This is a genomic window from Propionispira raffinosivorans DSM 20765, assembly GCF_000381065.1.
In the GTDB taxonomy this organism is placed as follows: domain Bacteria; phylum Bacillota; class Negativicutes; order Selenomonadales; family Selenomonadaceae; genus Propionispira; species Propionispira raffinosivorans.
Window position 1 is genome coordinate 23,979 of record NZ_KB905855.1, and the last position, 25,526, is coordinate 49,504.

Genomic DNA, 25,526 nt, shown 5'->3' on the forward strand with positions numbered 1-25,526 from the left:
TTTATGCTAGCATATAGAGTATGCTAGCATTTCTCTTTCTCAAGAATCATTCTAAATACGATGTATTTTTGTATACAGGAATATTTTTGAAGGTAAATAATAAACGATGAAGAATATAAATAGTTTGTGGCTTGATAATCAGGCTGCGTCACATTTAAGGGGGAAATATAAATCATGATTACAAGTATGGCAGCATCACATTCAGTAGGGAAAATTGCGAAAGACGCAATTTTTGGCGCCAGTGGTGCAGCAAATAAAGCCAGCCAGCAGTATGGCAGTGAAAAAATAACCAATGCAACCATTGGTGCAATTATGGATGATAAAGAGATACTCGCTTGTATACCTACAGTAGAGAAAGTGCTGAGGGCACTGCCAATGAAAGATATCATCGCCTATGCACCAATATCTGGTCTGCCAGCGTATTTAGATGCTGCGATTGATTTGACGTTTGCGGACTCGAAACCAGAAGGCTATTTTGCCGCAGTGGCTACAGCCGGCGGAACAGGTGCGATTCATCATACCATCTGGAATTATTCTGAAATTGGCGATACGGTTTTGACTTCTGATTGGTACTGGGGCCCTTATAATATGCTTTGTAATGAAGCAAAACGTAAATTAGATACATATACTTTATTTGATGAAAAACATAATTTTAATATTACATCGTTTGAAACAAAAGTTGATGCTATACTAGCTAAACAAGATTCGATATTGATCATTATTAATACGCCAGCTCATAATCCAACTGGTTATAGTTTGTCTGAGGCGGATTGGACGAATGTTCTGGATGTTTGTAAAAAACAAGCGAAAAATATTAATAAAAAAATTACGTTATTAGTTGATATTGCTTATATAGATTATGCTGGTGAAAAAAATGAAACGCGGCAATTCATGAAGCAGTTTAGCCATTTACCAGTCAATATGTTGAGTGTTTTTGCTTTTAGTATGTCAAAGGGTTATACGATGTATGGACAGCGTACGGGGGCAATGATTGGTCTTTCCTCCAGTAAAGAAATTGTTACGGAATTTGCTAGTATCAATCAGTATACAAGTCGGGCAACTTGGTCTAATATCAATCGTGGTGCAATGACATTGCTCACAACAATCAATCAGGACCAAGTACTTTTAAAACAGTTTGAAGCAGAACGGGAAGCTTATTATCAAATGATTCGTGCGAGAGCTGATGTATTTATGAAAGAGTCAGCGCAGTGCGGACTCAAAGCACTTCCATATAAGGCCGGGTTCTTCTTGTCGATTCCAGCTGCTGATCCAGTGGCTGTATGTGATAAGCTGCATGATGATTTGATTTTTGCTGTACCTTTGAAAATGGGCGTTAGAATTGCGGTTTGTGCAATTCCTTTGGCTAAAATGACCGGAATAGCCGAAAAAACTTTAAAAGCTATGGATTTTGTTAAAAATAAATAAACGTATTATCATAAAGACCTAAGTATGTTCATTCATATACTTAGGTCTTTTTGTTGAGGAATAGATAATTTTATTTTCTGTATTTTTTCAGGTGCAATAAAGCAGATTTTCGTTTTCTTTTAATTTCGTCCTAATACTTATTTTACAGAAAATTTACATAGTTTTAACAAACTTTATTTGTCAATTTGCATGTATTTTACTTATTGTGAAAATTTATAAATGATGATATAGTTAGACAGTGTGGTCAGACAAAATTTTTTGGAGTTCGGGAGGCATATATGTTTAATTTCAAGCACAAGGATACGGATTTTTTTGACTTATTTGTTGATAGTGCGGAGTACTTCTATAAAGGGGCATTACTGATGAATGAAGTAATGTTGGATTATAGTAAAGCTGAGGCGAAAATGGACGAAATTATTAATCTTGAACATGAAGCTGACGAAATCAATGATAAAATCATTGATAAATTAAATCAGACGTTCATAACACCAATTGATCGGGAAGATATTTTTGCTTTGGCAAATGGACTGGATGATGGTGTGGATTTTCTGCAAGGAACGTTGCAGCGTATGGTAATGTACAGAACTGGTCAATCTAAAGAGGGCGCAATTGCGTTATCAAGACTTTTAATTGAGTGCACAGAAGAATTGATTAAGGCATTTACTTTATTGAAAAATATTAGATCAAACCAGCATCGCATTCTTGAATGTACACGCAAAATCGGTAAGCTGGAAAGTGAAGGCGATCGTTTATATCGTAAAGAAGTGGCGTATTTGTTTGAATGTATTAAAGATCCAATTGAAATTATAAAATGGAAAGAAATCTTAGAATACCTGGAAAATACATTAGATCATTGTGAAGATGTGTCAGATATGATACGAGGCGTGGTAATGAAATATGCATGAGTTACAATACCTGATTTTTACAGTCATTATTTTAGCATTGGTTTTTGATTTCATCAACGGATTTCATGATACAGCAAATGCTATAGCAACGTCTGTTTCTACACGGGCCATTCCGCCGCGTGTAGCTATTATCATGGCAGCAGTTTTGAACTTTGTGGGTGCTTTATATAGTACTGGTGTTGCAAAGACTATCGGTGGGGATATCGTTAAATCTGCAGCACATGTTGATGAGAAAATTATTATTGCTGCACTTTGCGGGGCAATTGTTTGGAATCTTGTAACTTGGTGGTTTGCTATACCAAGTAGTTCTTCTCATGCCTTAGTAGGGGGGATTATTGGAGCGGTTCTTGTTTCTACTGGAGCGGATGGACTTAATTTTTACGGTATTGGTAAGATTGTAATCTCCTTGGTTGCATCACCGCTTATTGCAATTATTACAGGCTGTGGCGTCATGTCGTTATTATATATGATTTTTGGTGGATTTTCTCCATCAATGCTTAACAATAGATTTAAAAAAATGCAAATTTTGTCGGCAGCGATGATGTCATTTTCACATGGATCAAATGATGCACAGAAGGCAATGGGGATTATTACTTTGGCACTTTTAAGCGGGGGCTATATTCAAGAATTCGAAGTGCCTTTCTACATAAAGATTTTAGCGGCTACCTCGATGGCTTGTGGTACAGCTGTGGGCGGTTGGAAAATCATCAAAACCATTGGTGGTAAGATTTTTAAATTAGAACCAATTACTGGTTTTGCAGCTGATTTGAATTCGGCAATTGTTATTTTTGGTGCAACATTATTACATTTGCCTGTAAGTACAACTCACGTAGTATCTGGATCAATTATGGGTGTTGGTACGGCAAAGCGCATTCGAGCAGTTCGCTGGGGTGTGGCAAGGCAAATGCTGACTGCCTGGATATTGACAATTCCTTGTACAGCTTTGATGAGTGCAGTCGCCTATCAAATTGCCCGCCTTATATTTGAATAAAATAGTTTTTCATAAGTCTAAAAAAGTGTACAATAAAAAGTAGCTTTTTTAGACTTTTTTTTAGAGAGGAGAGCAATCATGCAAGAAATTATTGATGAAATAAAGAGAACTGATAAAATATATTCGGAAACCATGAAATTGGAAGAAATTAGTAGATATTTTCAACAGTTTCATCAGGCCCCCATTGTGGCTGCGAAAATTGATAATATCTTAAAAGCGTTACAATCACCAATTGGACAATATCAATCGCTTGTTTTTGTCGATATGACATCGGAAGATGGGATAAAGGTATATCGGCGTTCGGTTATGTTTTTGTTGATTATAGCAATTCATGAATTATTTGAAGATGCTGATCTGATTGTAGAACATTCAATTAATAAAGGTTTATATTGCGAAGTGCATGGGAATAAATTTTTAAACGAGCGTGATATTGAAACAATTGAACAACGTATGCGAAAGATCGTTGCTGAAAAACGAGAAATCAATAAAAAAACACTTTCCAAAGCAGACGCTGTTCGTTTATTTAAACAAACAGGACAGATTGAGAAAGCGAATTTAATTGCCTCGCTGCAACAAGAAACTGTAAGTATTTATTGCTGTGGAGAATTTTATGATTATTTGTATGGACCGATGCTGCCGTCTACTGCATCGTTAGATTTGTTTGCGATAGATTACTATAAGCCGGGATTGATTGTTCGAACACCAGAGCGGGATGATCCAACGCAGGTATCAGAGCTGCTTGAACAGTCGAAACTGGCCGCTGTTTTTTCGGAAGCACAAAATTGGGCTAAAATTTTACATTGCGATTACGTTTCCGATTTAAATCGATATAACAAAAATAAAATGATGGGTGATATTATTCGCATTTCGGAAGCACTGCACGAAAAGAAAATTGGGCAAATAGCGGATTTTATTACAGGAAATATACAAAAAATTCGTCTGATTTTAATTGCAGGACCCTCATCATCGGGTAAAACGACCTTTGCGCAGCGATTGCGCATACAATTGCGTGTGAATGGAATTGAGCCTATTTCTATATCCTTGGATGATTATTTTCTTGATCGGAATTTTACGCCACGTAACGAAAAAGGCGAATATGATTTTGAGGCCTTGGGAGCTTTAGATGTGGAGCTTTTCAATCAGCATTTATTAAAACTTTTAGCAGGTGATACGGTTGAAATACCCCATTATAATTTTGTTACGGGTAAACGGGAATGGCATAACCATCTTTTACAGGTAGGGGAAACACAGCCAATTATTCTTGAAGGTATCCATGGGTTAAATGAAGAGTTAACAAAATCAATTGAGCGTGCCGCGAAGTTCAAGATTTACATAAGTGCTCTCACACAGATGGCAATTGATGGACATAATCGTATTCCGACCACCGATGCAAGACTTATCAGACGAATGGTGAGGGATCATCAGTCACGGGGAGCTTATGCCTTAAAAACTATAAAACAGTGGCCTGATGTACGTGCCGGTGAGGAGAAAAACATCTTCCCGTATCAGGAGGAAGCTGATGTCATGTTTAATTCGGCATTAATCTATGAGCTGAGTATACTTAAAAAATATGCGACACCATTATTGGAAAAAGTAAGCCATGATGTGCCAGAATATAGTGAAGCTATCCGTTTGCTGGATTTTCTCGAATACTTTAATGATATTTATGCCGAAGAAGATATTCCAAATAATTCCATTTTGCGTGAGTTTATTGGAAAATCATGTTTTTCAGTTGGCTGAATTTTATGTAGATAGAAAAGACAGAATCAACAATGCAGATTTTGCAGTTGATTCTGTCTTTTTTTATACGAAACAACAAAAGAGATTGTGCTCGAAGGCACAATCTCTTTTGTATTTCAGGGAAGCTTAACGATGTGCTTTAAAGAATTCTAAAGCAACTTCAGGGAATAGAGCATAAGAGAGGACATCTTCCTGCGAAGCATTTGGATATCCTTTTTCAGCTAATTCTTTTTTGAGAAGTTCCATTTGTGGTGCAATATCATCAGCAGGACGACCCGTGATAATCGTTTCGCCTTTTAATACTTCTTCACGAAGCATATCTGAAATAGGTGCTGGTGTACGACCATATTTACCACGAGCAAGATCCTTGAATTCACGAGGAACCATTGCATAACGTTTACCCATCATGACGTTAAATGTTGCCATAGTACCAACGATTTGACTCGATGGTGTAACGAGTGGCGGATAACCAAGATCAGCACGAACACGTGGCATTTCATCAAGCAGTTCCTGATATTTATCTTCCATACCTTGTTCTTTTAACTGATTTGCAAGATTTGAAAGCATACCACCAGGAATCTGGAAGTCAAGTACATTAGGATCTACGTCGAAATGATTTTTGAGCTTAAATTCATTCAGAACTTTTTGTTTTACAACGGAAAAATGTTTTGCAATTTCACTGAGTGCTTTACGATCGATGCCTGTATCGTATTCCGTTCCTTCTAATGTAGCAATCATTGTTTCTGTACATGGCTGTGAAGTCCCGAGAGCAAAAGGTGATAATGCACAGTCAATGATATCTACGCCAGCTTCAATGGCTTTTAAATATGTCATACTGCCAAAACCACTTGTATAATGCGTATGTAATTCAATAGGAACTTTTACAGCAGCTTTTAGTTTTTTTACAAGATCTTCGGCTACGAATGGTTTCAATAAACCAGACATATCTTTGATACAGATAGAATGAACATGCATAGCTTCTAATTCTTTGGCAAGTTCAACGAATAAATCATTGCTGTGATATTGGCTGATTGTATATACAAGAGTACCCTGTACATGTGCACCGGCTTCAATCCCAGCTTCAATAGCAACTTTCAAGTTACGTGTATCATTTAAAGCATCAAAAATACGAAGCACTTTAACACCATGTTCAACAGCTTTTTTTACGAAAGCTTTAACAACATCGTCAGCATATGGATTGTAACCAAGTAAGTTTTGACCTCTTAATAACATTTGAATTGGCGTATTTAAATGTTTTTTTAACGTATCTAAACGTTCCCATGGATCTTCACCTAAAAAACGAAGACAGGTATCAAATGTAGCACCGCCCCATGCTTCAATTGCATTGTAGCCGGCTTTGTCAAGAGCTTCTAACTGTGGAATCATATCTTCAATCCGCATGCGAGTTGCAGTTAAAGATTGTTGACCGTCACGTAAGACAGTTTCAGTAATTTTTACAGGTCTTTTAGCCATAATAAAATACACTCCTCTTAGATTATAGTAACATAAGTATTACAATATAGCCTTAAAAAGTAAGTTTGAATATGGAATTTAGCTTACATCATGTGGCAGTTATTGCTGAACACAGTAAAGTTCAAAGTATATTCAAATTTACATCACAAGTACAGTATAGGTACTAAAATAAACCTTGTCAATGATAAAACGTGATTTTTTTAACATAATTTTTTAAGCGATTATAGTTGAAGTTTATAATATAATTAAGATAAATAGTTAGAATCTTCACTTAAACATAAAAAAGAACCAAGCATGCTGAAAAGATCATTATTTCATGTCTGGTTCTTTCATTATAAGTGCAGTAGATTTTTTATTCTATATAAACCTATTAAAGAAAGTACATCCAGTCTATTAGTCTGCCAGGAATGGGATATAGGGCATCGTTTGCTTCCTACGTAACGCCACTCAACCCTATATCTCATTCCTGACGATTGCCATATGAAATGTTTAATGCCAGATATATAGCTGGATTGTTAATGTTGATATTGTGTTTTTGTGTCATTGGTCAGGATTTTGGGATCGTCTTTCTCTTTGATAATGGTAAAGGCATGTTTGGGATCATCGACGATTTCAATCTGTTCAAGACTTTGCTTTAACCGACCGCGAATTGTATCTAAATAAATGCGGCGTAATTGTGATTGTTCCATCGTTTCTTCAGGACTCAAACCGCTGTCTTTTTTCTTTTTTGCCAGGATGTTGATTCTTTGAATTAATTGAGCCGTAATCAAAATATATTCTCCTTATAGTGCTTTGTTTATAAAATTAATAGCATTCTTTTTTTACGAGTTCATGGTAGGCATTTAATAGTTTTAAAGTGATTTTTCCAGGCAGACCATTACCGATATGTTTATTATCAATTGCAATAACAGGGGTCACTTCCAGGCTGGTACTGGTTATGAATGCTTCATGGGCAGTTAGAGCAAAGTCAGGTGAAAAAGCTTTTTCAATCATGGTAATTCCAAGCTTTTTTGCACATTCTTCAAATAAAATAGAACGTGTAACTCCTTTTAAAATTAAATTACTGAGGGGGTGTGTCCAAACAATATCATCTTTGACCACGAAGAAATTACTACTAGAGCCTTCCGTGACCAGATTGCTGCCCTTGCGTACCTGCACCGCTTCCTGACAATTTTTTTCATGGGCTTCTTGTTTTGCTAAAACGTTGCCAAGTAAGTTGATTGTTTTAATATCACAGCGAAGCCAACGGATATCTTCGGTGAAAATGGCATGCACGCCGGATTTTTGCCAGTCCGTATGAACAGATCCTTCACGAATGCTCATGCTGAGATGGGGTACAATCTTATCGGGAAAGTAATGAGTGCGCGGTGCAGTTGTTCTGGTTATTTGGAAGTAAATACAGCCGTCTGTAATGCCGCTTTTTTTAATAATATCTTCGTGGATAGCGGTAAGTTCTGCATTTGTGTAGGTAACCGGAATTTTAAGTTCACGCAGTGAACGTATGCAGCGATCAAGATGGCGATCAAGCGCGAAACATTTTCCATTATATACTTTAGTGGCTTCGTATATTCCATCACCAAATTGATAGCCACGATCTTCTAGTGATATTTTCTTTTCATTGAGATCAATAAATTCTCCATCAAAAAAACCTAGTTCTTTCATCAAATTAATAGCTCCTTTAAATTTATGATAAACGTATAAGTTTAATTATAGACTATAAAACAGTTTATTTGTAGATACAATACAGAAAAATAACTGAAATTAAAAAAATACTGGTTTTTTAGATTGAAATCATATCTTTTATATAGCATACGTGCATATTTTATGGAAAAATCTTGGCTTTTTACACGAGTCCGTATATAATTGATAATATGCTATTTTGTGTACCTGTATTGGGTCTTGTTTTACAAAATAGATAAAAATAAATAGAAATAAGGAGAGTTTGTAAATGAAACTTGTAGTAACGATTGTGGGAAGAGATCGTGTTGGGATTATTGCTATGGTAAGCAATATCTTAGCTGAAAATAATGTGAACATTTTAAATATCAACCAAAATATTATGGATGGATTTTTTAATATGGTTATGGTTGTTGAGATGACAGATAGTAAAATAAAATTGCAGGAATTGCAAAAAATTCTAAATGAAAAAGGTAATGAAATCAATCTTGAAATTAAAGCACAGCATCAAGATATTTTTGATGTTATGCATAAAATCTAAGTTGAAAAGAATTTATTTGGAGGCAGTTAAGTGATAACTATACATGATATATTAGAAACAAATCGAATGATCACAGAAAATAAATTGGATGTTCGCACGATTACAATGGGAATCAGTCTTCGTGATTGCGCACATCCCAATATACAGCAGTTTTGCCAAAATATTTATGATAAAATTACGACATCCGCTGAATTTTTGGTAAAAACCGGTGAAGAGATTGAAGCGGAATATGGTATTCCAATCATTAACAAACGTGTGTCTGTCACACCAATTGCTATTGTAGCAGAAGCTTGTAAGACAGATACATATGTTCCTGTTGCCGAAGCAATGGATCGTGCAGCTAAGGCAATCGGTATTAATTTTATCGGCGGATTTTCAGCTCTCGTTGAAAAAGGGTATACAAAAGGCGATCATATTTTAATCAATTCGATACCACAGGCATTGGCTACAACGGATCTTGTTTGTGCTTCGGTCAATTTGGGCTCGACAAAAGCTGGGATCAATATGGATTGTGTACGCGAAATGGGTGAAATTGTTAAACGCACAGCTGAACTCACACGTGATCGGGCAGCTATTGGTTGTGCGAAACTGGTTATCTTTTCGAATGCACCAGGGGACAATCCATTTATGGCGGGTGCTTTCCATGGTGTCAGTGAAGCTGAAAAAGTCATTAGCGTTGGTGTTAGTGGTCCGGGCGTAGTAAAACGGGCGTTGGAAGATATTAAAGGTGGAGATTTCAGTGAAGTCGCCGAAACAATCAAGAAGACAGCCTTTAAAATTACACGAGTTGGACAATTAGTGGCGCGTGAAGCTTCGAAACGTTTAGGGGTACCATTTGGTATTATCGATTTATCACTAGCACCTACTCCGGCAGTTGGTGATAGCGTTGCTCATATTCTAGAGGAAATGGGAATCGAAAGTTGTGGTGCACCTGGTACGACGGCAGCCCTGGCTCTTTTGAATGATGCTGTCAAAAAAGGCGGACTCATGGCTTCTTCTCATGTTGGCGGTCTTAGCGGTGCCTTCATTCCAGTCAGTGAAGATGCTGGTATGATTGACGCGATTACTTGCGGTAGTCTGTCGCTTGAAAAATTGGAAGCCATGACATGCGTATGCTCAGTCGGTCTTGATATGATTGCTATTGCAGGTGATACATCGGCGGCAACTATTTCAGGAATTATTGCTGATGAAGCAGCCATTGGCATGATTAATAATAAAACAACTGCTGTTCGGGTGATTCCGGTTCCTGGCAAAAAAGTCGGCGATAGTGTAGAGTTCGGCGGCCTTTTGGGTCATAGTCCAATTATTCCGGTTAAAAGCCAGTTTAGTTCAGAAGCGTTTATTGCTCGTGGTGGACGCATTCCAGCACCTATACGCAGCTTAACGAACTAATTATTTTATAGTAAATTTTGTAGGAGCTGTCTCACAAAGAACAGCTCCTTTTTTGATGAGGTGCATTTATGCGTATAACAAAAAAAATTAAAGAACAGATGATTCAAATTTTAGAAACCACTTATATTGATGTAAAACCGGCACTTGTTTTTAGCAATCCTTTCGAACTGTTGATTGCAGTTATTTTATCAGCCCAGTGTACGGATGTGAGAGTGAACATTACGACTAAACGGCTTTTTGCTAAAGCAAATACACCTGCTTCTATTTTGGAAATGGGTCTTAGTACGCTGGAAGATGAAATTCGCGATTGTGGGCTTTATCATAATAAAGCAAAAAATATCCTGGGAACTTGTCAAAAACTTTGTGAGGGTTACGGCGGAGTAGTTCCCGAATCTTTTGATGAACTTTTAAAATTGCCTGGTGTGGGGCGAAAGACAGCAAATGTTGTGACCAGTATTGCATTTCAGCGTCCGGCAATTGCAGTTGATACACATGTTTTTCGGGTAGCAAACCGCTTGAAACTAGGGGTTGGTGAGACTCCTTTTGCGGTAGAACAAGCCCTAATGAAGATTATTCCCAAAGAAAAATGGTCAGCAGCCCATCATTGGCTGATTTGGCATGGGCGTAAACTGTGCAAATCAAGAGCTCCTTTGTGTGGACAATGCCCTTTGCATGAAATTTGTCCAAGCAGCACTATTGCATAAATACATGAATAAAGAGTATAATTATACTTGAAGGGGTTGGTTATAATGCTTTATCGCAAACCTACATTCAACGATGTAGAGTCTATATATGATTTAGTGAATACATATGCAAATGATGGCGTTATGTTGGCACGGTCCAGGAATACGTTATATGAAACGCTGCGGGATATGATTGTGGCAGAAGAAAATAGTGAAATTGTTGGAGTTGGAGGACTTCATATTATTTGGAATGAATTGGCTGAGATTCGGACAATGGCCGTTATGGATAAAGTTACCCGGCAGGGAATCGGTAAAAAAATTGTGGAAATGTTGATGGAAGAGGCGAAAATACTGGGTGTTAAGACATTATTTACGCTTACTTATAAACCTGGTTTTTTTGCCAAGATTGATTTTAAGGAAATCACAAAAGAAGAATTACCACATAAGGTTTGGAAAGAATGTATAGATTGTCCCAAATTTCCAAATTGTGACGAGATTGCAATGATGCGGGTGTTATAGGGATTCGGTAAAACTTTTGTTTTTGTGTAGTGGACTAGATTTGGTTTATATTACGATGTGTCTCATTATTTTGTTTTACTGTTGACAAATATATTTTAAATTGTTATAGTAACAGTACATTAAGAATAAATGTGACGATCAAGACAAGTATAACAGTGATGTTTTTCAGAGAGCTGGGGGGCGGTGTAACCTAGTAAACAGACTGTTAGAAATACACTTGGAAGCAGCAAGCTGAACGATTTTCTAGTAGGCTGAGCCGGAATGCCACCGTTATCATAGGCTAGAGTATGTTAGTACTCGAACTGAGTGGCTTGCTTTTTTTATAGCAAGCAGGGTGGTACCACGGGTTATATGCTCGTCCCTGTTGCGGGGGCGGGCTTTTTTTGTCTTTATTTTTAAGAGTATTATATTTGCAGGAGGTTGATTTTATGATTATTGTGATGAGTCCAGAGGCTACTGAAGTGAATATTAAGAAGGTACAGGATAAAATTGTCAGTGTAGGTCTAAAGTGTCATCTTTCACAAGGAGCATCGAGAATGATTATTGGCGTTATTGGTGATAAAAAAATTATTTCAGGATTACAGATGAAAGCGTTTGACGGGGTAGAAAAAACGGTGGCAATCACAGAAAAATATAAATTGGTAAGTCGCGAATTTAAACACGAAGATACGATTGTAAATATTGATGGCGTACTTGTTGGCGGTGATCATTTAGGGATTATGGCCGGACCTTGTGCAGTAGAAAGTATGGAACAGCTTCAAGAATCCGCACAAGCTGTTAAGGCGGCAGGCGCACAATTCTTGCGGGGGGGTGCCTTTAAACCGCGGACATCACCATATGATTTCCAAGGTTTTGCTGAAAAGGGACTGCAAATGCTTAAAACTGTTGGCGAAAAAACAGGGCTGAAGATTGTTACTGAAATTGTCGATGTCAATGCGATTGATATGCATTGTGCTTATGCTGATGTATTACAGGTTGGAGCTCGTAATATGCAAAACTTTGAACTTTTGAAAGTAGTGGGAAAATCCAAAAAACCTGTGCTTTTAAAACGTGGAATGTCAGCAACCATCAGTGAATGGCTTAATGCGGCAGAATATATTCTCAGTGAAGGCAATTACAATGTTATTTTGTGTGAACGCGGTATTCGGACTTATGAAACTTTTACACGCAATACGCTTGATTTAAGTGCAGTTGCTGCTGTAAAAGAATTGTCTCACTTGCCGATCATTGTAGATCCAAGCCATGGTACTGGTCGCTGGCAGATGGTTCGCCCGATGGCGAGAGCGGCCATTGCAGCAGGGGCAGATGGTCTTATGATTGAAGTACACCCACATCCAGAAGTTGCTCTGAGTGATGGTGATCAGTCGTTGACACCAGAGAATTTTGATGTCGTAATGAAGGAAGTTTCTCAAATTGCTGCGATGATGGGGAAAAAATGAAATGAATAAATTGAATCTCGCAATTATCGGTGTAGGTTTAATTGGTGGATCTTTGGGTTTGGCATTAAAAGAGAAGTTGCAGGATCAGATTTATATTAGAGGTTTATCACGGACTGAACATTCGATGAAACTCGCCCTTCAATGCGGGGCGGTTGATATGGTGTCCGATAATATTGAAGCAGTGGTAAAAGATGCAGATATTGTATTTATGAGTACACCTGTATTGCAAATTGTACCTATGATCGAAAAAATTTTACCTTTTTTAAAACCAGGAACGATTATTACAGATGCGGGAAGTACAAAACAATATATCTGGAATCATTTGAAAAATATTCTTCCAAATGAGATTTATTATGTGGCAGGTCATCCGATGACGGGAAAAGAGCGTAGTGGTGTAGAAGCTGCAGATTCACAGCTTTTCCTTAAAAAATGTTATGTGATTGTAAAAGATACAGGAGCACCACAAGCGGCTATTACGAAGATTTGTGATTTATTAGCGCTTACGGGAGCGAATATCACGACCGTTGATATAGCTATGCACGATCGCTGCGCATCGGTGATCAGCCATGTACCTCATGTAACGGCTGCTGCTTTAGTTACTTTACTAAACCGCAGTCAGGGAGACATGGAATCGTGTATCAAGCTCGCCGGAGGCGGTTTTAAAGATACGACGAGGATTGCTTCATCGAATTCTGATATGTGGGCCGATATTTGTATGTCTAACCCCGAACCGATTATTGCAAACTTACAGGAATTGAAGAGAATTATTGACGAAGTGATTGTTGATATTGATACACGTGATCGGCAGAAAGTTTATGATTATTTTGCTGCTGCTAAAAACCGCCGTGATACAATTTTGGATCAAACACAGGATTTATTTGAAATATGATATAAAAAAAGATGATTTCATAAAGCGGAAATCATCTTTTTTTATTGCATGAATACAAATTAAAAAAATTCGGTTAAAAAAAGTAAAGAGATGCCTATTATAATACGTGGTAATTCATTGTATCTCAAGGAAGAATGCATTATAATTGATTTTGAAAAGAGTCGAAAGGGGTTATGTTCGTGGTCAAAGTATATGTAGAAGATATTGTAGGTAAGTTAGAAAAAATAGATATGTGGAAAATCTATTTGAATATAAAGACTGGTTCCTTCGTTGAGTTTCAAGATGATTATAATGGGGCAGAGGATATTTTTGCGGATGATACACATATAGACGAAGCTGCTCTGGAAAATGTATTTGCAATTGAGGACAATTGGGAAGAATATGTGCCACTGCCATCACCGTATGATATGGATGAACATACGATTATGAAAAGCTTTACTGAGCAGCTAGATGATCAAGATAGTCGAATGGATCTTTTGGGGGCACTGTCGGGAAATGGTGCTTTACAGCGATTTAAAAATACCGTGCGGGATTTTGGGTTAAGCGAAGAATGGCAAAACTATCGTAATCATGCTTTGCGGCAGATTGCGGAAATTTGGTGCGAAGAAAACCAGATTCCATATCAATATAAAATAAAAACGGAAGAATAAATATATGCCATATAAAATACTTAATTCAACTTAAATATATTCGTTTTAGAAGGTTTTTTTTTGATTGTTGGGGCGGAGATTGTAATTATTTTAAAATTTTGTTAAAATATAAGAAGATTACTTTATTACATACGATAAAGTAACTTAAGTTATAAAACAAAAGGTGGTTTTAGTTTGTCAAATCCAGCATTTCGTGTGATGGAAAGAGAAAGTAGTGTTTCTTATGAAGAAACAGCAACATTAAACGGGACAATCAAGAAAACAATTGGTCTATTTGGAGTGACAATTGTTTCTGCAATAGCGACTGGAATGTTTTTGCCAAGTGTGGTTTCATCGTTGTATCCAGTTATGATTATGGCAATGATCGTAGCAGCAATTCTTGCTGTCGTGACTTGTTTTAAGCCGAATATTGCAGAGTATACAACTCCGGGGTATGCTGTTTTTGAAGGTGTAACACTCGGGGTGATATCACTTGCTTTTGAACATATGTATGCTGGTATTGTTGCGATTGCTGTTGCAACTACGTTTGCTGTTATGGGCGTAATGTTATTTTTATGGCAGCAGAAAATTATTGTTGTGACTGAAAAAGTCAGATCAATTATTATCAGTTTAACAATGGGAGTGGCAGCACTTTATATCATCAATATGATTGCTTCGATGTTTTGGACATCCTTCTTACCGCGCAGCGGTGTGGTTGGCATTGGTATTGCTGTTGTTATTGCAGCTGTGGCAGCCTTTAATTTTCTGTTAGATTTTGATAACATTGAGCAGTCCGTAAAGCAGGGCATGCCGAAATACATGGAATATTTCAATGCGTTTAGTTTGCTGCTTACCTTAGTATGGCTCTATCTTGAAATCCTGCGTATCATTCAAATGGTCATGTCTTTGGGAAAGGATGACTGACAAATATAAAAAAATGTCGACACCATATGGTGTCGACATTTTTTTATGCCTTTTTTAATGGCGGAAAAGATCTTTATGGGCATTGACGATCTGTGCCATGAGCTGTTTCCCTTTGATATCGGGATGCAGTCCATCTGTAGCATATTGTGTTGCCATAAAGCCTTGATTATCATAAAAATAAGGTTCGAGGTCAATATAATAAGGTTGTTTGCGAATAAATGCATTGACTTGGGCCATGTCTTCACGCCAGTCATCCGCTGTTTCTGTATTAAATGCCTGCATTATATTCGTTGGGTTAATAGGCATTAGTGTCAGAAAAATAGGGCGAATATCGTTGGCTTCACATTTCATACGGATCGTTATGATATCGTGAATTATGGTGCTGGCAGGGGTTCCGGCACGAATGCTGTTGGACCCACATAAGATGATTAAATTCCTGGGGCGATACGGCAGCACATCTGTATCAAAACGTTCAGCAGTCGTGGTTGATGTGTCACCGCTGCGCCCGAGGTTTAGCGCAGGGAAATCAAGATAAGACTGATAACTGTATTCTAGATTTGCCGGTGAATAAGAGAGTGCTCCGCCGCCGTGGGTGATACTGTCACCAAAGGTAGCATAATCAACACGCAGTGGAGATTTTGCTACGGTAAACTGTTCTGAGTCTGAATAAACACCAATGGTATTCCCGTTTGAGTCAAGTGCTCTTACGCGCCAATAATAAAGTCCTGGAGCCATACGAGGGTACTCATCATAACAGTCAGAAGCATCTTCCGCTATTTTACTCCAGATTCGGTGCGAAGAAGGTTCGGTGTTATTTTCTTCCTCTGGCGGTGTATTTAAAAGTTCGACTTCATATTTTGATATATTATGGAGTGGAATCCAATTATAGACAGGATAAAGTGGTTGCGCGAAGTCAGGCATACGGTCAAAGTTATTAATGATAGGTTTTTGAACGAGCGGTACATGAATGTCCATATGGATTTCCTCTGCATTCGAAAAAACGCCGACAGGATTCCCGACAAAATCTAAAGCACGGACTCGCCAAAAAAGTTTTTTGTACGCGAATTCTTTCAGGTCGGCTTGCCAGCCGTTAGTGAAGACCGATCGTGTGCTAAACAGGCTGTACTGGCTGGATAAAACGATACCGTTTGGGTTTTCGGGTGGGTGAGATAATAGTTCTAGTTCATAATAAACACCACCAGGTACCGTATGCCAAATTAAAAATGGCATTGTATTTGCCGGGTTTGTTATATCATAATGAGAAATCAAAGCTGGCACAAAAGGGGCATCATCAAAAGATTGTGTAGTAATTATTTTGGAGGGTTTTCCTACGGTTTTGAACATCCCATGACCTGATATGCGATAGTAGGTTGGTACACCAGTCGAAGGTGTTTTAAAGCTGTTTTTAAAGGTATATTCTTTTTTTAATAGATGATATTGTTCGTGGTCGATGGATGGATCTGGATTTTTTGTTAATATTTCGACCTCATAATAACAAGGATAAGGAAGGCGCTGCCAAGCTAATGTGCCGCTTTCACCATCTTCATTTATTAAAACTTCAGGTTGTAATTCTTTGAGTGAAAGTACGTCGGTTGATTCGGTAAAAAAGATGCAAAGCAAGGTCATATATAAAATTGTACACGAAAAAGCAATAAATTTATTCATAAGGACTCCTCTAAATATGTTACTATAATGTAAGAATGATAAACATTAGTATAACACGTTTTTCTATAGTAGAAATGAAAACTATAAATTTAAATCGTTTCATTCTATAAATAGCAAGGAGATAGGTGATATTTATGAAAACACAAACAGGTTTATTGATTGTCCATACAGGAAATGGAAAAGGTAAGACTACGGCAGCTTTAGGGCTGGCTGTGCGAGCCTGGGGACAAGGCTTGAAGATCTTGATTTTACAGTTTATAAAAGGGGGCTGGAAGTATGGTGAATTAAAAGCGTTGGAAAAATTTTCGCCGGAGCTTGAAATTCGTCCAATGGGTCAAGGCTTTACACAAAAAGCGGATAACGAGGAAAAAGAACAGCATCGTGCTGCAGCTCAAGCTACTTTAGCTGAAGCAAAAACTGCCATCCAATCAGGTGAATGGAACATGGTTATTCTTGATGAAATCAATTATGCTGTGAAGTTTGAACTGATTGGTATTGATGATGTACTTGCTTTGCTTGACTGTAAACCAGAGTCATTGCATCTTGTCCTTACCGGACGCGATGCGAGACAAGAAATTATGGATCGAGCGGATTTAGTGACAGAGATGAAAGAAATAAAACATCCTTATCAACAAGGTATAAAAGCACAAGCTGGTATTGAGTTTTGATAATATAATATTATGTAAAACTTCACAATTTCTTGCAGGATTCTTTTTCTTTTTATTGAATAGAATATATTTAAGGTATAATTGTAACTTTATATGTATAGATTATATCAATATGTATACTCCGAGAAGACAAATCGGATTTTAAGAACAGGTGGGATTTTTAACTATGAAAAGTGATATTGTAAAAAAAGGTCCAACGCGCTCAGCGCATAGATCTTTGTTCTATGCCATGGGGTATGGTCCAGAAGATTTAGATAAACCGCTGATTGGGGTTGTGAATTCATTTAATGAAATCATTCCAGGACACATCCATTTGCGCACGATAGCCGAAGCTGTAAAGCTTGGTGTGGCAGCAGCTGGCGGTACGGCATTGGAGTTTCCTTCCATTGCTGTTTGTGATGGTATTGCGATGGGGCATGAAGGTATGAAGTTTTCGCTGGCGAGCCGGGAACTGATTGCTGATTCAATTGAAGCTGTTGCTACGGCTCATGGCTTTGATGGCTTAGTTATGATTCCAAACTGTGATAAAGTCGTACCGGGAATGCTTATGGCAGCGGCGAGACTTAATATTCCTGCTGTGGTAGTTAGCGGGGGGCCTATGCTCGCAGGAAGACATCATGGCAAAGATGTGAGTGTAAGCAGCACATTTGAAGCTGCTGGTAAGTTTACAGCCGGCAAAATGACAGCGGATGAAATGGAAGACTTAGAAAAGCATGCCTGTCCGAGTTGTGGTTCTTGTGCTGGTTTATTTACGGCGAATACAATGAATTCTTTGACGGAAGTTTTAGGTATGGGACTTCCTGGTAATGGGACGATTCCAGCAGCTTATTTTGGTGAACGAAGACTGCTAGCAAAACGGGCCGGGCAGGTTATATTGGATCTTGTAAAAAAAGATATTAAACCGCGTGATATTTTAACAAAAAAAGCGTTTGAAAATGCCATTACCGTAGATATGGGGATTGGTGGTTCATCAAATACAGTGCTGCATTTGATTGCGATAGCTTATGAAGCTGGGATTACTTTACTTCCACCGGTTTTTGATGAAATTAGTGCTAGAACACCTTATATAACAAAACTCAGTCCTAGCGGCAGTCATCATATGCAAGACTTGAATGAAGCGGGCGGTTTATCAGCGGTTATGCATGAATTAGCAAAGAAAAATTTATTACATCTCGATGCACTTACCGTTACGGGAACCTTAGGCGATCGCATTGATCATGCTGAAATTGAACGCCCTGATGTTATTAAATCAGTGGATGCGCCTTATCGTAAAACTGGCGGTATTGCAATTTTAAAAGGAAACTTAGCACCGGATTATGCAGTGGTAAAGGCAAGTGCTGTAACCGAGGATATGCTTGTTTTTAAAGGTAGTGCGAAAGTTTATAATTCTGAAGAAGCCGCAATTGAAGCAATTGTGGGCGGTGAAATCAAGGATGGTCATGTTGTAGTAATTCGTTATGAAGGTCCGGAGGGCGGCCCAGGAATGCGCGAAATGCTTAATCCAACAGCGATTATAACCGGAATGGGGCTTAAAGTAGCTCTCCTTACCGATGGCCGTTTCAGTGGGGCAACGCGGGGCGCCTGTATAGGCCATGTTTCGCCGGAAGCTATGGCTGGTGGTCCGATTGCACTCATTCAAGATGGTGATACAATTGATATCGACATTCCAAACCGTAAACTTGATCTGGTTATCAGTGATGCTGAAATGGAAAAGCGTAAACAAAATTGGGTTAAACCAGAAGCGAAAATTAAAACAGGTTATTTATCTCGCTATGCACGTCTTACAACATCGGCGAGTATGGGAGCTGTTCTTAAATAATATAAAAATCAAGGAAAACTGCCACGAAATGCAAAATCTATTTCGTGGCAGTTTTTTATTGTTTTTCAATTGACAATTAGGTTATAATATATAAGTTATTATATATGAATATAAACTTTGTTTGATAAATAAAAATTTAGAGGTGTCTTGTAAGTGCATATTGTTTTAATTGAACCAGAAATTCCTGGGAATACAGGAAATATTGCTCGCCTTTGTGCAGCAACGAATCTTGAGTTGCATTTAGTAAAACCACTTGGCTTTTCAACGGATGATAAATATTTGAAAAGAGCCGGGTTGGATTATTGGAATCTAGTCACGATTCATTATCATGAGAATTTTGCGGAAGTTCTTGATTTGTATAAAGATCATACATTTTATTATAATACAACAAAAGCACCGCATTCCTATACTGAAGCTAAATTTGGGCCAAAAGATATGCTGGTTTTTGGTAAGGAAACAGCGGGGATTCCGGAAACAATATTAAAAGAAAACTGGGAACAGTGTATTCGAATTCCGATGGTTAAAGATGCACGTTCGCTCAATTTATCAAATTCTGTGGCGATTGTGGCCTATGAAGCGCTGCGTCAGCAGAATTTTGATCATTTAAAACAAATGGGTTTCGATCATTTAGACTAATTTTAGATAAGGAATGACTTTATTTTGCAAAATAAGAATGCATTTATAGCAGAGCTAAAAAAGATATTATCGGAGCCACAAGTTATGCTTGATGAACCGATGAAAAATCATACGACCTTTAAAATTGGCGGCCCGGCAGATTGTCTTATTTTTCCATCATCCTTAGAAGAAGTTATGATGGTGTTCAAACTTATCCGAACCTTTGAAATGCCTGTTACTGTGATTGGAAACGGATCTAATGTTTTGGTCCTTGATAAGGGTGTCCGTGGTGTAGTCGTGAAGTTCAATTCGAATCTTTCTTATATCAGGCAGGGAAAAAATCATATTTTTGCCGGTGCGGGTGCGTTATTGAAAGATGTTTCTTTTTACGCGGCAGAACATGGCTTAACTGGTATGGAATTTGCAGTAGGAATTCCTGGAAGCATTGGTGGCGCAGTATTTATGAATGCCGGTGCTTATGATGGTGAAATCAAAAGTATTGTACATGCTATTACAGCTGTGAGTTTGGCTGGTGATATGATCCATTATTCGAAAGCTGAATTGCAATTTGGCTATCGGCATAGTATTTTTCAGGATAATCAGCAAATGATTTGTGAGGTAGAGTTTGCTCTGGCTGAAGGGCGGCTAAATGAAATCAATGATAAGATGGGGGAGTTGACGAAACGCCGCGAAAGCAAGCAGCCACTTGAAATGCCAAGTGCTGGCAGCACATTTAAGCGACCACAGGGATATTTTGCGGGAACCTTGATTGAGCAGAGCGGTCTTAAAGGGTTTAAAGTCGGTGGAGCTCAGATTTCATTGAAACATGCGGGCTTTGTCGTGAATGCAGGGGGGGCGACGGCCAAAGATGTTCTGGATTTGATTAAAGAAGTCCAGGATCGTGTTTTTGAAAAACACGGCGTAAAATTATATCCTGAAGTTCGCATGATTGGTGAACAATAAAGTGCAAAAAGAGAGTTGAATCTGTAGAAAACCATCAAGACAACCTATATAAGTTGAAAAATTTATATAGGTTATTTGGTATACAAAAATAAAATCTTACGTATGATTTTATTTTTGTATACCAAAGGAGAAGGGATCTGAACATATGTTGAAAATAGGTATTCTCATTTATCAAAATGTTGCTGAAATGGATTTTGTTGGTCCATTTGAAGTGCTCAGTGATGTGAATAAAATACAAGTAAATAGCACAGAAGTATATCTTATAGCACAGTCAAAAGATATTATCAAAGCCTTTAATGGCATGATGATTTTACCTGCATATGATTTTTCATCGGTTCCTGATTTAGATGTATTGGTGGTTCCTGGTGGGAAAGGGCGAATGACAGAAATGCATAATCCTCTTATGCGCGAATTTATTCTTCGGCAGGAAAAATGTGCAAAATATATCACTTCCGTCTGTACCGGTGCTTTTATTTTGGCAGAGGCAGGCTTGTTAAATGGGAAAAAGGCCACAACGTTTCATCATGCTTTAAAAGAATTGGATGTTTATCCTGAAATTAGCATAGAAACGAAAAAAGTAGTTGATGCTGGTCGGATTATCACCGCAGCGGGAGTTACTTCAGGGTTGGAACTGGGTTTTTATTTGTTAAAAATATTGTTTGATGAGCAACTGGCAAAAGAAGTGGCGAGCTTTATGGAGTATGAGGTTGATGTGGATAAACTATAGATTTATCTGTCATAAAATTTCCCATGTATTGTCTGGTTCGTATGACAATACATGGGAATTATTTGATAAATATGCTATAATAAATTAGACGAAATACATATTGAGGGGATGGGGTTTTTATGAGATTACAATTTTTAGGCGCCGCTCGTACAGTGACAGGATCTTGTTTTTTGTTAGAGGCAGCTGGCAAAAAAATATTAATTGATTGTGGTTTATTTCAAGGTTCGAAAACAATACGTGCCCTTAATTATCAGAATTTTCATTTTACACCATCTGAGATTGATTGTGTATTATTGACCCATGCACATGTAGATCATTGTGGGCTGATCCCTAAATTATGTAAAAAAGGTTTTAAAGGACCAATTTATGCAACGAAAGTAAGTTGTGAGTTAGCGCAGATCATGCTGCCAGATAGTGCTCATATTCAGGAATTTGATGTGGAAGTCATGAATCGCAAAGGAAAACGGGCGGGCAGGGCTCCTATAGAACCGATTTATACCGTCAATGATGCGATGGCCTCTTTAAAGTATTTTTCTGCTGTGAATTATGGAGAATGTTTGCAAATTTCAGCAGATATCAAGGTCGTTTATAAGGATGCAGGTCATATTATTGGCTCATCGTTTATTGAAATTTATGTGACAGAAAATAATAAAACAACTAAAATTTTATTTTCCGGTGATTTGGGGCAGCCCAATCAGCCAATTATAAAAAATCCAACCATTATTAAGGGAACGGATTACCTGGTTATGGAGTCGACGTATGGTGATAGAGTCCATCAGGTTTATGACAAAGAACAGGCATTAGCAGAAATAATTAATGATACCATTGCCAGGGGTGGTAATGTAATCATCCCATCTTTTGCTGTGGGCCGCACGCAGACCATGTTATATTATTTGTATAAACTATGGAAAGACCATAAAATCAAGGATATTCCAGTGATTGTTGATAGTCCATTAGCAGCAGCTGCAACGCGGATTTTTGCTCATAACACCCAGGATTTTGACGAAGAAATGGTAGAATTATTAAAAGAAAACGGAAAAATTCCGCAAATGCCGCAGCTGCGAATTTGTGAAAGTGCTGAAGAATCAAAAGCAATCAACAGCCAAGAAGGCTCTGCTATTATTATCTCCGCCAGCGGCATGGCGGATGCGGGAAGGGTACTGCATCATCTAAAACATAATTTATGGCGGGACGAATCAAGTGTCTTATTTGTGGGCTATCAAGCAGAGGGCAGTATGGGTCGCAGACTGTTAGATGGAATTCGTCGTGTTAAAATTATGGGAGAAGAAGTCACAGTAAAGGCTAAGATCTATAACATGGAAGGCTTTTCTGCTCATGCAGATCGCAACCAGATTTTGGATTGGCTGGCAAATTTCACGGAACCGAAGCCGGTTAATATTTTTATCGTACATGGTGAATCGCTGGCAGCGGGGGCATTGAAAGAAGCAATCCAAGAACGGTTTGATGAAAATAGTTATATACCACATTATGGCGATATAGCAATTATCAATGGACGCGATTACGAGATTGAACCGACGAAGATTATTGAAGAAGTAGCAGTAAAAGATCTGGAAGAATTCTTAACTTTGATTGATGCGGATTATCGCCAATTGAGGCAAAAACTATTGCGCACTGTATTTAAAGAACCAGAAAAACTCCAAGGTATTACAAAAAACATAAACAAAGGCTGGAATTATTTCAAAAAGCTCTTTAATGATATTAATTGAGGCATTTTAGTAAGCTGTAAAGCAAAGAGAAAGTTTAATTTGTGAAGTTAAACTTTCTCTTATGTTTTTCTGAAAAAAAGGTTTTTTCTGAATTTGTTGTAAAAAGAATTGACAGCAGGTCGTTTGTATAATAAGATTAAATGTATGCAAACACAAAAAGAATGCATGAAAGACAGCATTCTTTTTTCTTTTTGATTTTTATTAGGAGGCCAGAAATATATAATGAGTATTAGAGCAGATTTAAGAAACGTAGCAATCATAGCCCATGTCGATCATGGTAAGACGACACTGGTGGATGCAATGCTAAGACAGAGCCATATTTTTCGTGCAAATGAACAGGTTACCGATCGTGTCATGGACTCGAATGATTTAGAACGTGAACGTGGAATCACAATTTTGTCCAAAAACACAGCAGTTATGTATAAAGATATTAAAATTAATATTGTTGATACCCCGGGGCATGCTGATTTTGGCGGAGAAGTAGAACGTGTACTAAATATGGTTGATGGTGTTTTACTTTTAGTTGATGCGTTTGAAGGTCCAATGCCGCAGACAAAGTATGTACTTCGTAAAGCATTGGAACAAGGCTTGAAACCAATTGTTGTCATTAATAAAATTGATCGTCCAGATCAACGTGTTGAAGATGTATATGATGAAGTTCTTGAATTATTTATGGAACTTGGCGCTGATGATGATCAGCTTGATTTCCCAGTTGTTTATGCAGCAGCCCGCGCTGGTATTGCAAAAATGAACATGGAAGATGAAAGCGATAATCTCAGTCCATTAATGGATTTGCTGGTTAAAGAAATTCCAGCTCCAAAGGGCGAATTGGATGGTCCATTACAGATTATGGTTACAACACTGGATGCGGATGAATATGTTGGTCGTGTTGCGATTGGTCGTATTATTCGTGGTAAAGCTTTTGCGAATCAAAATGTCATCTTAATTAATGGCGATGTGGAAACAAAAGCAAAAATTGGTAAATTATTTGTATATCAGGGATTGAATCGTGTTGAAGTAAAAGATGCTGGTCTTGGTGATATTGTTGCTGTTACTGGTTTAGGTGATATCAGCATTGGGCATACAATTGCTGATGCTGAAAATCCAGAAGCATTACCAACAATTAATATCGATGAGCCAACTCTTTCCATGACATTTGCGGTAAATACAAGCCCATTTGCTGGTAAAGAAGGACAGTTTGTAACGTCGCGTCATGTACGTGATCGTCTCTTTAAAGAAGTAGAAACAAATGTAAGTTTACGTGTTGAAGAAACAGATAGTGCAGATACATTTAAAGTTTCTGGACGTGGAGAATTACATTTATCTATTTTGATTGAAACAATGCGTCGTGAAGGCTTTGAATTACAAGTTGGTAAACCAGAAGTTGTATATCGTCAAATCAACGGACAACTTTGTGAACCATTGGAAAATCTTACAATTGAAGTTCCTCAGCAGTTCATGGGGACGGTTATGGAATCGTTAGGAACAAGAAAAGCTGAATTGGCTAATATGTCTGAAGTGGCTGGATATCTCCGTATGGAATTTGTTATTCCGGCTCGTGGTCTTATTGGGTTCCGTTCAGAATTCTTAACGAATACCAAAGGAAATGGTATCATGAACCATGTATTCCATGGTTATGTTCCATTCAAGGGTGAAATCCCAGGTCGTGCTCGTGGATCACTTGTTGCTTTTGAACATGGTGAAACAACAAGTTATGGTATATTTACATTGCAGGATCGTGGTGTTATGTTTATTTCTCCGAATCAGCCGGTATATGAAGGCATGATTATCGGTGAAAATACACGTGACGTTGATATGGATGTAAATCCATGCAAGAAAAAGAATGTTTCGAACATGCGTACAAGCTCTTCGGATGAAGCGATTCGTTTAGTACCGCCTCGTCTTTTAAGCTTGGAACAGGCTTTGGAATATATTAATAAAGATGAATTAGTAGAAGTAACACCAGAAGCAGTTCGTTTGCGTAAAACTGTTTTAAATAAAGCACAGCGCGGTCGCGATCGTAAAAGTGTAAAATAATTCTTTGAAAAATAAAATCCTGCAAATTTTAATCATTTATTGATTTCTTGCAGGATTTTATTTATTTGTGTCGAATTG

The 25,526-nt window shown here is 37.8% G+C and carries 23 protein-coding genes and 1 other annotated feature; of the genes, 19 read left to right on the top strand and 4 right to left on the bottom strand.

Annotation, left to right across the window (positions count from 1 at the left end; genetic code table 11):
* Positions 1–174 precede the first annotated feature (174 nt).
* The 4 genes from F606_RS0112965 to F606_RS0112980 all read left to right on the top strand — a co-directional run bounded on the left by F606_RS0112965 (position 175) and on the right by F606_RS0112980 (position 5,061).
* On the top strand, positions 175–1,425 hold the full coding sequence (locus tag F606_RS0112965) for an aminotransferase class I/II-fold pyridoxal phosphate-dependent enzyme (RefSeq protein WP_019554320.1): 1,251 nt from the start codon (positions 175–177) through the stop codon (positions 1,423–1,425).
* Positions 1,426–1,703: 278 nt separating this feature from the next.
* A complete protein-coding gene (locus tag F606_RS0112970) occupies positions 1,704–2,330 on the top strand; it encodes a DUF47 domain-containing protein (RefSeq protein WP_019554321.1) in 627 nt (208 codons plus the stop codon).
* Entirely contained in the window at positions 2,323–3,321 is a 999-nt protein-coding gene (locus tag F606_RS0112975; protein ID WP_019554322.1) for an inorganic phosphate transporter, read from the top strand. The genes F606_RS0112970 and F606_RS0112975 overlap by 8 nt, the downstream gene beginning before the upstream one ends.
* Positions 3,322–3,399: 78 nt before the next feature.
* Complete coding sequence (locus tag F606_RS0112980; protein WP_019554323.1) at positions 3,400–5,061, top strand: nucleoside kinase; 1,662 nt, start codon at positions 3,400–3,402, stop codon at positions 5,059–5,061.
* Between the two features lie 126 nt (positions 5,062–5,187).
* On the opposite strand, the gene F606_RS0112985 is transcribed toward F606_RS0112980, so the two are convergent.
* The 3 genes from F606_RS0112985 to dat form a co-directional block, all read right to left on the bottom strand.
* Entirely contained in the window at positions 5,188–6,534 is a 1,347-nt protein-coding gene (locus tag F606_RS0112985; RefSeq protein ID WP_019554324.1) for a pyruvate carboxylase subunit B, read from the bottom strand.
* A 515-nt stretch (positions 6,535–7,049) separates the two neighbouring features.
* Complete coding sequence (locus F606_RS0112990; protein WP_019554325.1) at positions 7,050–7,304, bottom strand: DUF896 domain-containing protein; 255 nt, start codon at positions 7,302–7,304, stop codon at positions 7,050–7,052.
* 34 nt (positions 7,305–7,338) lie between these two features.
* Positions 7,339–8,196 (bottom strand): D-amino-acid transaminase, encoded by an 858-nt coding sequence (gene dat, locus F606_RS0112995; RefSeq protein ID WP_019554326.1) that lies wholly within the window; start codon positions 8,194–8,196, stop codon positions 7,339–7,341.
* Positions 8,197–8,482: 286 nt separating this feature from the next.
* Here dat and F606_RS0113000 point away from each other — a divergent pair, with 286 nt between their 5' ends.
* From F606_RS0113000 to F606_RS0113035, 8 genes are all read left to right on the top strand, one after another.
* Positions 8,483–8,752, top strand: a complete 270-nt coding sequence (locus F606_RS0113000; protein WP_019554327.1) for an ACT domain-containing protein — start codon at positions 8,483–8,485, stop codon at positions 8,750–8,752.
* A 30-nt stretch (positions 8,753–8,782) separates the two neighbouring features.
* Positions 8,783–10,144, top strand: coding sequence for a PFL family protein (locus F606_RS0113005; protein ID WP_019554328.1), 1,362 nt, complete (start codon positions 8,783–8,785; stop codon positions 10,142–10,144).
* Positions 10,145–10,212: 68 nt separating this feature from the next.
* Complete coding sequence (gene nth, locus F606_RS0113010) at positions 10,213–10,848, top strand: endonuclease III (RefSeq protein ID WP_019554329.1); 636 nt, start codon at positions 10,213–10,215, stop codon at positions 10,846–10,848.
* A 45-nt stretch (positions 10,849–10,893) separates the two neighbouring features.
* On the top strand, positions 10,894–11,346 hold the full coding sequence (locus F606_RS0113015; protein WP_019554330.1) for an N-acetyltransferase: 453 nt from the start codon (positions 10,894–10,896) through the stop codon (positions 11,344–11,346).
* A 125-nt stretch (positions 11,347–11,471) separates the two neighbouring features.
* Positions 11,472–11,712: a binding site (T-box leader), on the top strand.
* A gap of 62 nt (positions 11,713–11,774) precedes the next feature.
* A complete protein-coding gene (gene aroF, locus F606_RS0113020) occupies positions 11,775–12,785 on the top strand; it encodes a 3-deoxy-7-phosphoheptulonate synthase (RefSeq protein WP_019554331.1) in 1,011 nt (336 codons plus the stop codon).
* A gap of 1 nt (position 12,786) precedes the next feature.
* Complete coding sequence (locus F606_RS0113025; RefSeq protein WP_019554332.1) at positions 12,787–13,674, top strand: prephenate dehydrogenase; 888 nt, start codon at positions 12,787–12,789, stop codon at positions 13,672–13,674.
* A gap of 179 nt (positions 13,675–13,853) precedes the next feature.
* A complete protein-coding gene (locus F606_RS0113030) occupies positions 13,854–14,324 on the top strand; it encodes a UPF0158 family protein (protein ID WP_019554333.1) in 471 nt (156 codons plus the stop codon).
* 174 nt (positions 14,325–14,498) lie between these two features.
* Entirely contained in the window at positions 14,499–15,227 is a 729-nt protein-coding gene (locus F606_RS0113035; RefSeq protein WP_019554334.1) for a Bax inhibitor-1/YccA family protein, read from the top strand.
* A 54-nt stretch (positions 15,228–15,281) separates the two neighbouring features.
* On the opposite strand, the gene F606_RS0113040 is transcribed toward F606_RS0113035, so the two are convergent.
* Entirely contained in the window at positions 15,282–16,892 is a 1,611-nt protein-coding gene (locus F606_RS0113040) for an SGNH/GDSL hydrolase family protein (protein ID WP_019554335.1), read from the bottom strand.
* Between the two features lie 134 nt (positions 16,893–17,026).
* Between F606_RS0113040 and cobO the strand changes: the two genes are divergently transcribed.
* From cobO to typA, 7 genes are all read left to right on the top strand, one after another.
* Complete coding sequence (cobO, locus tag F606_RS0113045; RefSeq protein ID WP_019554336.1) at positions 17,027–17,560, top strand: cob(I)yrinic acid a,c-diamide adenosyltransferase; 534 nt, start codon at positions 17,027–17,029, stop codon at positions 17,558–17,560.
* A 166-nt stretch (positions 17,561–17,726) separates the two neighbouring features.
* On the top strand, positions 17,727–19,379 hold the full coding sequence (gene ilvD, locus F606_RS0113050) for a dihydroxy-acid dehydratase (protein ID WP_019554337.1): 1,653 nt from the start codon (positions 17,727–17,729) through the stop codon (positions 19,377–19,379).
* A 153-nt stretch (positions 19,380–19,532) separates the two neighbouring features.
* On the top strand, positions 19,533–20,015 hold the full coding sequence (gene trmL, locus F606_RS0113055; RefSeq protein WP_019554338.1) for a tRNA (uridine(34)/cytosine(34)/5-carboxymethylaminomethyluridine(34)-2'-O)-methyltransferase TrmL: 483 nt from the start codon (positions 19,533–19,535) through the stop codon (positions 20,013–20,015).
* Between the two features lie 84 nt (positions 20,016–20,099).
* On the top strand, positions 20,100–20,957 hold the full coding sequence (gene murB / locus F606_RS0113060; protein WP_083924038.1) for a UDP-N-acetylmuramate dehydrogenase: 858 nt from the start codon (positions 20,100–20,102) through the stop codon (positions 20,955–20,957).
* Positions 20,958–21,102: 145 nt separating this feature from the next.
* Positions 21,103–21,684 carry a DJ-1/PfpI family protein gene (locus tag F606_RS0113065; RefSeq protein ID WP_019554340.1) on the top strand — a complete coding sequence of 194 codons (582 nt, stop codon included), beginning with the start codon at positions 21,103–21,105 and terminating at the stop codon, positions 21,682–21,684.
* A gap of 119 nt (positions 21,685–21,803) precedes the next feature.
* A complete protein-coding gene (locus tag F606_RS0113070; RefSeq protein WP_019554341.1) occupies positions 21,804–23,411 on the top strand; it encodes an MBL fold metallo-hydrolase RNA specificity domain-containing protein in 1,608 nt (535 codons plus the stop codon).
* A 222-nt stretch (positions 23,412–23,633) separates the two neighbouring features.
* Complete coding sequence (gene typA / locus F606_RS0113075; protein ID WP_019554342.1) at positions 23,634–25,448, top strand: translational GTPase TypA; 1,815 nt, start codon at positions 23,634–23,636, stop codon at positions 25,446–25,448.
* Positions 25,449–25,526: the final 78 nt, after the last annotated feature.

What these genes read in the sequence shown, in the direction of transcription:
- F606_RS0113065 (WP_019554340.1), top strand. Translation starts at nt 21,103, where the DNA reads ATGTTGAAAATAGGTATTCTCATTTATCAAAATGTTGCTGAAATGGAT.
- F606_RS0113000 (WP_019554327.1), top strand. Translation starts at nt 8,483, where the DNA reads ATGAAACTTGTAGTAACGATTGTGGGAAGAGATCGTGTTGGGATTATT.
- F606_RS0112975 (WP_019554322.1), top strand. Translation starts at nt 2,323, where the DNA reads ATGCATGAGTTACAATACCTGATTTTTACAGTCATTATTTTAGCATTG.
- dat (WP_019554326.1), bottom strand. Translation starts at nt 8,196, where the DNA reads ATGAAAGAACTAGGTTTTTTTGATGGAGAATTTATTGATCTCAATGAA.
- F606_RS0113015 (WP_019554330.1), top strand. Translation starts at nt 10,894, where the DNA reads ATGCTTTATCGCAAACCTACATTCAACGATGTAGAGTCTATATATGAT.
- nth (WP_019554329.1), top strand. Translation starts at nt 10,213, where the DNA reads ATGCGTATAACAAAAAAAATTAAAGAACAGATGATTCAAATTTTAGAA.
- cobO (WP_019554336.1), top strand. Translation starts at nt 17,027, where the DNA reads ATGAAAACACAAACAGGTTTATTGATTGTCCATACAGGAAATGGAAAA.
- F606_RS0113025 (WP_019554332.1), top strand. Translation starts at nt 12,787, where the DNA reads ATGAATAAATTGAATCTCGCAATTATCGGTGTAGGTTTAATTGGTGGA.
- F606_RS0112965 (WP_019554320.1), top strand. Translation starts at nt 175, where the DNA reads ATGATTACAAGTATGGCAGCATCACATTCAGTAGGGAAAATTGCGAAA.
- F606_RS0113040 (WP_019554335.1), bottom strand. Translation starts at nt 16,892, where the DNA reads ATGAATAAATTTATTGCTTTTTCGTGTACAATTTTATATATGACCTTG.
- F606_RS0112980 (WP_019554323.1), top strand. Translation starts at nt 3,400, where the DNA reads ATGCAAGAAATTATTGATGAAATAAAGAGAACTGATAAAATATATTCG.
- F606_RS0113070 (WP_019554341.1), top strand. Translation starts at nt 21,804, where the DNA reads ATGAGATTACAATTTTTAGGCGCCGCTCGTACAGTGACAGGATCTTGT.
- ilvD (WP_019554337.1), top strand. Translation starts at nt 17,727, where the DNA reads ATGAAAAGTGATATTGTAAAAAAAGGTCCAACGCGCTCAGCGCATAGA.
- F606_RS0112985 (WP_019554324.1), bottom strand. Translation starts at nt 6,534, where the DNA reads ATGGCTAAAAGACCTGTAAAAATTACTGAAACTGTCTTACGTGACGGT.
- F606_RS0112970 (WP_019554321.1), top strand. Translation starts at nt 1,704, where the DNA reads ATGTTTAATTTCAAGCACAAGGATACGGATTTTTTTGACTTATTTGTT.
- typA (WP_019554342.1), top strand. Translation starts at nt 23,634, where the DNA reads ATGAGTATTAGAGCAGATTTAAGAAACGTAGCAATCATAGCCCATGTC.
- aroF (WP_019554331.1), top strand. Translation starts at nt 11,775, where the DNA reads ATGATTATTGTGATGAGTCCAGAGGCTACTGAAGTGAATATTAAGAAG.
- murB (WP_083924038.1), top strand. Translation starts at nt 20,100, where the DNA reads ATGCTTGATGAACCGATGAAAAATCATACGACCTTTAAAATTGGCGGC.